Source organism: Alteromonas nitratireducens (assembly GCF_040812025.1).
GTDB classification, from domain to species: domain Bacteria; phylum Pseudomonadota; class Gammaproteobacteria; order Enterobacterales; family Alteromonadaceae; genus Alteromonas; species Alteromonas nitratireducens.
In genome coordinates, this window is sequence record NZ_JBFNPK010000035.1 from 1 (window position 1) to 4,938 (window position 4,938).

The 4,938-nt window shown below is 49.4% G+C and carries 5 protein-coding genes and 4 tRNA genes; all 9 read right to left on the reverse strand.

The window, feature by feature from the left end:
• Positions 1-117 (reverse strand): GTP-binding protein (locus tag AB1N33_RS16500; protein ID WP_348421494.1); only part of this gene is annotated, 117 nt, incomplete at its 3' end.
• A gap of 65 nt (positions 118-182) precedes the next feature.
• A tRNA-Thr gene (locus AB1N33_RS16505) sits at positions 183-258 on the reverse strand.
• A gap of 7 nt (positions 259-265) precedes the next feature.
• A tRNA-Gly gene (locus tag AB1N33_RS16510) sits at positions 266-340 on the reverse strand.
• A 31-nt stretch (positions 341-371) separates the two neighbouring features.
• Positions 372-456 (reverse strand) — tRNA-Tyr (locus tag AB1N33_RS16515).
• A gap of 9 nt (positions 457-465) precedes the next feature.
• Positions 466-541 (reverse strand) — tRNA-Thr (locus AB1N33_RS16520).
• A 122-nt stretch (positions 542-663) separates the two neighbouring features.
• Positions 664-1,404 (reverse strand): type III pantothenate kinase, encoded by a 741-nt coding sequence (locus tag AB1N33_RS16525; RefSeq protein ID WP_411272666.1) that lies wholly within the window; start codon positions 1,402-1,404, stop codon positions 664-666.
• The gene (birA, locus tag AB1N33_RS16530) at positions 1,394-2,380 is read right to left on the reverse strand and encodes a bifunctional biotin--[acetyl-CoA-carboxylase] ligase/biotin operon repressor BirA (RefSeq protein ID WP_411272667.1); all 987 of its coding nucleotides are present in this window, start codon (positions 2,378-2,380) and stop codon (positions 1,394-1,396) included. The genes AB1N33_RS16525 and birA overlap by 11 nt, the downstream gene beginning before the upstream one ends.
• Positions 2,377-3,369 (reverse strand): UDP-N-acetylmuramate dehydrogenase, encoded by a 993-nt coding sequence (gene murB, locus AB1N33_RS16535; protein ID WP_411272668.1) that lies wholly within the window; start codon positions 3,367-3,369, stop codon positions 2,377-2,379. The genes birA and murB overlap by 4 nt, the downstream gene beginning before the upstream one ends.
• A 112-nt stretch (positions 3,370-3,481) precedes the next feature.
• On the reverse strand, positions 3,482-4,582 hold the full coding sequence (locus AB1N33_RS16540) for a hypothetical protein (protein WP_411272669.1): 1,101 nt from the start codon (positions 4,580-4,582) through the stop codon (positions 3,482-3,484).
• Positions 4,583-4,938: the final 356 nt, after the last annotated feature.

Sequence of the window (4,938 nt, forward strand, 5' to 3'; positions counted from 1 at the left end):
AGTCTTAGCCAGAACAGTAGTGATCGCTGCAGTCAGAGTGGTTTTACCGTGGTCAACGTGGCCGATTGTACCCACGTTTACGTGGGGTTTCGTACGTTCAAACTTTTCTTTTGCCATTTCTAATATCCCAGCAAAGTTACTTAAAGATTAATGGATTCAACAAACATGAGCTGGGGAGAAAATGGTGCTGATAGGCAGATTTGAACTGCCGACCTCACCCTTACCAAGGGTGCGCTCTACCAACTGAGCTATATCAGCACTGATTTGGAGCGGGCAGCGGGAATCGAACCCGCATCATCAGCTTGGAAGGCTGAGGTAATAGCCATTATACGATGCCCGCAATCCTAATTCTCTGGCCACCTCATAGAAAGTGGTGGAGGGGGCAGGATTCGAACCTGCGAAGGCTGAGCCGGCAGATTTACAGTCTGCTCCCGTTGACCGCTTGGGTACCCCTCCTGAGATTGATGGTGCCGACTGCCGGAGTCGAACTGGCGACCTACTGATTACAAGTCAGTTGCTCTACCAACTGAGCTAAGTCGGCACTGCATCAAGTGGGTGCGCATTCTAGAGTAATGACTTACTCCGTGCAATAGTCTTTTTCGAAAAATTTTCATTTTTCTGTCTAAGTGTTCAATAATTTACCACTCAGACTGGGTTACACATTCAGCTCGCGTATAGCTCGCGTCGTGCGTAGCGGGCAAGACCATGCACCACCAAATTCGCGGAACGGATGCTACCACCCAGTTCCACATTTGCAAACAGTTTTTTATCCCCACCGCTCAAAATAACATCAAACGGCGTTTGTTTGCGTGATAAGTAGTCAACTGCGCTTAAATAGACACCAATTACCGCCGCATGACAGCCCTGGGAAACACACGCTTCTGTGTCATTCCCAACATCAAGTGTATCAGGCACACTGGCATCTGCAGTCACCCGCTTGGTAGCGCTGACCAACGCCGACTTCATGGTTTGATAGCCAGGTACGATCCATCCACCGAGGTGTTTTCCATTACTTACAAAGTCAACGGTGGTAGCGGTACCGGTATCTATGACACAAAATGTATTGCTGGCAAGCTCAGCTGCACCGAGCATCGCCAACCAGCGATCAACGCCCATTTTGCCGACATTCTGATAACTGTTTGTAATGCCGAATGCCTCCCGCTCGGTGATAATCTCCCGGCACTTCATATTGTGCGATGCACACCAGGCAATAAACTCGTCACTTACCGACTGCTGCCTGACACTGGCAAAATAAATGTGCGACGCGGATAACCGCTGCAGATAACTATGAAGCGCTGGCCAGTCGTCAAACACGGCAGGCTCCCCACCCAGTTGAGAAAGGCGCTGCGCTTTAATTCGCGTATTTCCGACATCGACCAGAATGACCGTATCTTCACTGACCACGCAGACTTACCTCACCACCATGGAAACGCGTTATCCCATCGACCGTTTCAACCAGCAATGCACCACTGGCATCCACGCCGCGATCAATGCCTACAAAGCGCTTTTCTCCCATCTGCAGGACGATTTTTTTGTCGGCGTACAAATCCGTGGCCTGCCAGTGCGCAACATAAGGACCGAACCCTTGTTGGGTAAATTTTGGCAGCATTTTCCACAGTGCATCAATAATATGCGCTGCAACTTCGTTTCGGTTCGGCGAATGCCCGAGATAGCCCGCGAGGTCACTATGCGGCTGCCCGACATCATACTGGCCGTCCGGCATCGTAATATTTAAGCCAACGCCAATCACACAATGTGCTGTCGCACCAATTTGCCCTTCTACCTCAATAAGGATCCCTGCCAGCTTTCTACCCTGCAAATACACGTCATTTGGCCATTTCAGCTGGGTATCCTCAACGCCCACATGGCGAAGCCCTTCGCAAACGGCCAGACCAACCAGCAGTGACAATCCCGCCATACTCTGATAACCATCCGGGAAAGACCAGTACATGGAAAATGTGAGACTTCCTCCAACCGGAGCCAGCCATCTACGGCCATGGCGACCACGGCCTGCAGTCTGCACTTCAGCAAGGACCACATCACCGTCAGCAAGGTTATGCGGTGAATTGGCAATGCGTTTTTTGAGTGCCGAATTGGTCGATGGCAGCACCGACTCAACGTCAATGACAGCCAGACGGGCATCGCGTAAACGTTTCTTTATGGCATCCGCGCTAAGCAGTGTAAATGGACGCTCCAGACGGTATCCCTTACCTTTTACTTTAAAAACGTCCAGCCCCCAATCCGACAACTGAGCAATATGGCCAGCCACTGCTGTACGTGACAGCCCAACTTCTTTTGCAATAGCTTCCCCAGAGTGAAACTGTCCGTCAGACAGCAACGCAAGGATATGTTGCCTGATGGCTTTTGATGCCTGTTTCATAATGTCACAAGTCCATTCTTTCCAACCAGCCTCACCTCTGGTTCTAAAACAATAGAATACATTGCTTTTACTGAATTAATGATTGCTTTTGCCATTGTGATCACATCCGCCCCGGTGGCTGCGCCGGTATTGGTCAGAACCAGTGGTTGCGTTGGATGACACCTGACGCCGCCTGACACCCGGCCTTTAAAGCCCAACTGATCAATGAGCCATGCTGCGGGCACTTTGACACTTCCATCGGATAGTCGATAGCCAGGTATCTCAGCATGCTGAGCTTTCAGGGTATCGAAGTGAGAGGCGGCTATCACCGGGTTCTTGAAAAAGCTGCCGGCATTGCCAAGCGCTTCAGGTGCGGGCAACTTTCGTGTTCTGATAGTAATCACTTCATTATAAATATCCCAGGGTGTTGGATTATCGAGAACTGCGAGTTCACCGTACGAGGTTTCCGGTACATATACCTCAGGCAGAAAAAAAGAAACGTGGGTGATCAGGCAGTTATCAGCCAGTTCCCGTTTAAAGATACTGTCACGATAACCGAACTGACACTCCTGGTTAGACAAGGTTCTGGAGGTGCCCGTCTTTTTCTCTACGATGTCTACGCTGTCTATGAACGACATCACTTCACGTCCGTAGGCGCCGATATTCTGGATGGGAGCCGCCCCGACAGACCCGGGTATCAGCGCCAGATTTTCCATCCCATACCAGCCATTTTCCATGCACCGGGTTACCAGTGCATGCCAGTTCTCACCGGCACCCACACGAAGGTGATGGCCTTTACCTGAGCGCTTATAGGTGATGCCCTTTATCCGATTCAACAATACCTGGCCATTGTAGTCTTCAAGGAAGACCGTGTTGCTGCCTTCGCCAAGAAGATAGTTATGTGTACTTCTTTCGTTGGCACGAAGAAAATCTTCGGCATTGTCAAACGCTGTCAGCTGGTGACAGGACGCAGATAATGCAAACGTATGGTGTGACTTCAAAGACGGCATGAAACGCCAAATTACCCTAAAAAATGATGGCGTTAATGGTAGGTGAAGCGAGGACTAAAAAAAACCGTCGGGCGCAGAAAAACTGACTATTATGTTTTATAACGTCCAGGCATCAGGTAATAAGCAGCCGTTTCAGTAATGCTGATGTCTGCTTTCTTAATATCGTAAGTGTCCGGGCAAACGGCGCAATCACAGCAAGATAACTAATAAGTAAGCTTTTGAATTTTAATGGTATTAACGCCATATTTGTCAGGTATTCTACTGACAATTGTCTTATATCGTTACGTTGTTTAGCGAGGTTGCTCATCAAACGGAATGACTGCCCAAGCGTCAGCGTTCCAACTGGCGCGGTACGCATGTTTTCCTGTTTAAAATCCAGTCCTGTCGACCTGTATAACGCATCGTTCTCCTTTGAGAACTCGCTCTGGTACCGACTCAGTTCAGCGTCTGTTAGTAGAAATCGTGCTTCACGCATAGCTAATGACTGACTATTAAAAACATCCTGGCTTACTGCACCATGTTTTTCGGTAAGATATCTGTTGATGTGTGCGGTCAGCCTGATAACAATATTGCCCAGACCCGTATTACGCTTAGCGGGGACAGCCTGAAGTGCGCCAGAAAAGCCTGCATGGTCAAAGAACGACCCAGCCGGACCAAGGGGGTGTTTACATGCCTCGACAAAAGAAATGAATTCTGGCTCGTCAAATACTGCCTTCAGCTTCGAGACCGTATCAGATTCCATCCTCACCTTACCAGGCCCAATCGCCGTGCTTCCGCTCTTAATACGCTCTTGTGTCGCTGAGCAGTAATAGCTGTATGCAGGACGAATAAAGGCAACCACGCGTATCTTCCACCCTGAGAAAAGAGTTTTAACCTGCCCAAGCTCATCAACAGACAAGTTGGCGATCCCTTCTCCACTCAGGATCAGCGATTCGGTAGATGCCATTGCATCGGACAATTGCTGTCTGTAGGAGGCGATAGCAGCGTCATGGTCCCACCCTGGCAACACAAGCTTTCGTCTTGCTCTTGGGCGATGACCAAATACCAGTTGAAACATGCGGGAATGGTTGGCTTCTGCTACACCATCTGGACGCTTAAATAACGGGAATCGATAACCCCACTCGAGCAAATCAACGCGTGCATCACTCAACGCATCCTGGATTGCGGTAGATCCCGTTTTATGTAAGCCAACATGTAGAATGAGTGTTTTCATGTCTTGTAATCAGTGGCTCGATATATAGCAAACACCGCCAAGGCAAGCTAATCCCGATCGTTGCTGAGAGAAAAACCAAGATGAATAACGCCTATCATATCAGATACTTCGCGCTTTTTGACTTTACGGTTGGTTTCGTGGTCCCTGACATCCACATCGTGGCTTCTGAGGTGACGGTTATGTTTTTAACTTCACTATTGAGTTTAGGGGTTCCCGGACAAGTGCTGCGCACTTTCCGGCATGGATGCCGAGCTGGGCATTGCAACAGGGATGGGTTGTTACACTTTTCTACAGCACGATCACACGAAGGAGGTCCCGGACAAGTGCTTCGCACTTTCCGGGATGACGCCTTTATT

What these genes read in the sequence shown, in the direction of transcription:
- birA (WP_411272667.1), bottom strand. Translation starts at nt 2,380, where the DNA reads ATGAAACAGGCATCAAAAGCCATCAGGCAACATATCCTTGCGTTGCTG.
- murB (WP_411272668.1), bottom strand. Translation starts at nt 3,369, where the DNA reads ATGCCGTCTTTGAAGTCACACCATACGTTTGCATTATCTGCGTCCTGT.
- AB1N33_RS16540 (WP_411272669.1), bottom strand. Translation starts at nt 4,582, where the DNA reads ATGAAAACACTCATTCTACATGTTGGCTTACATAAAACGGGATCTACC.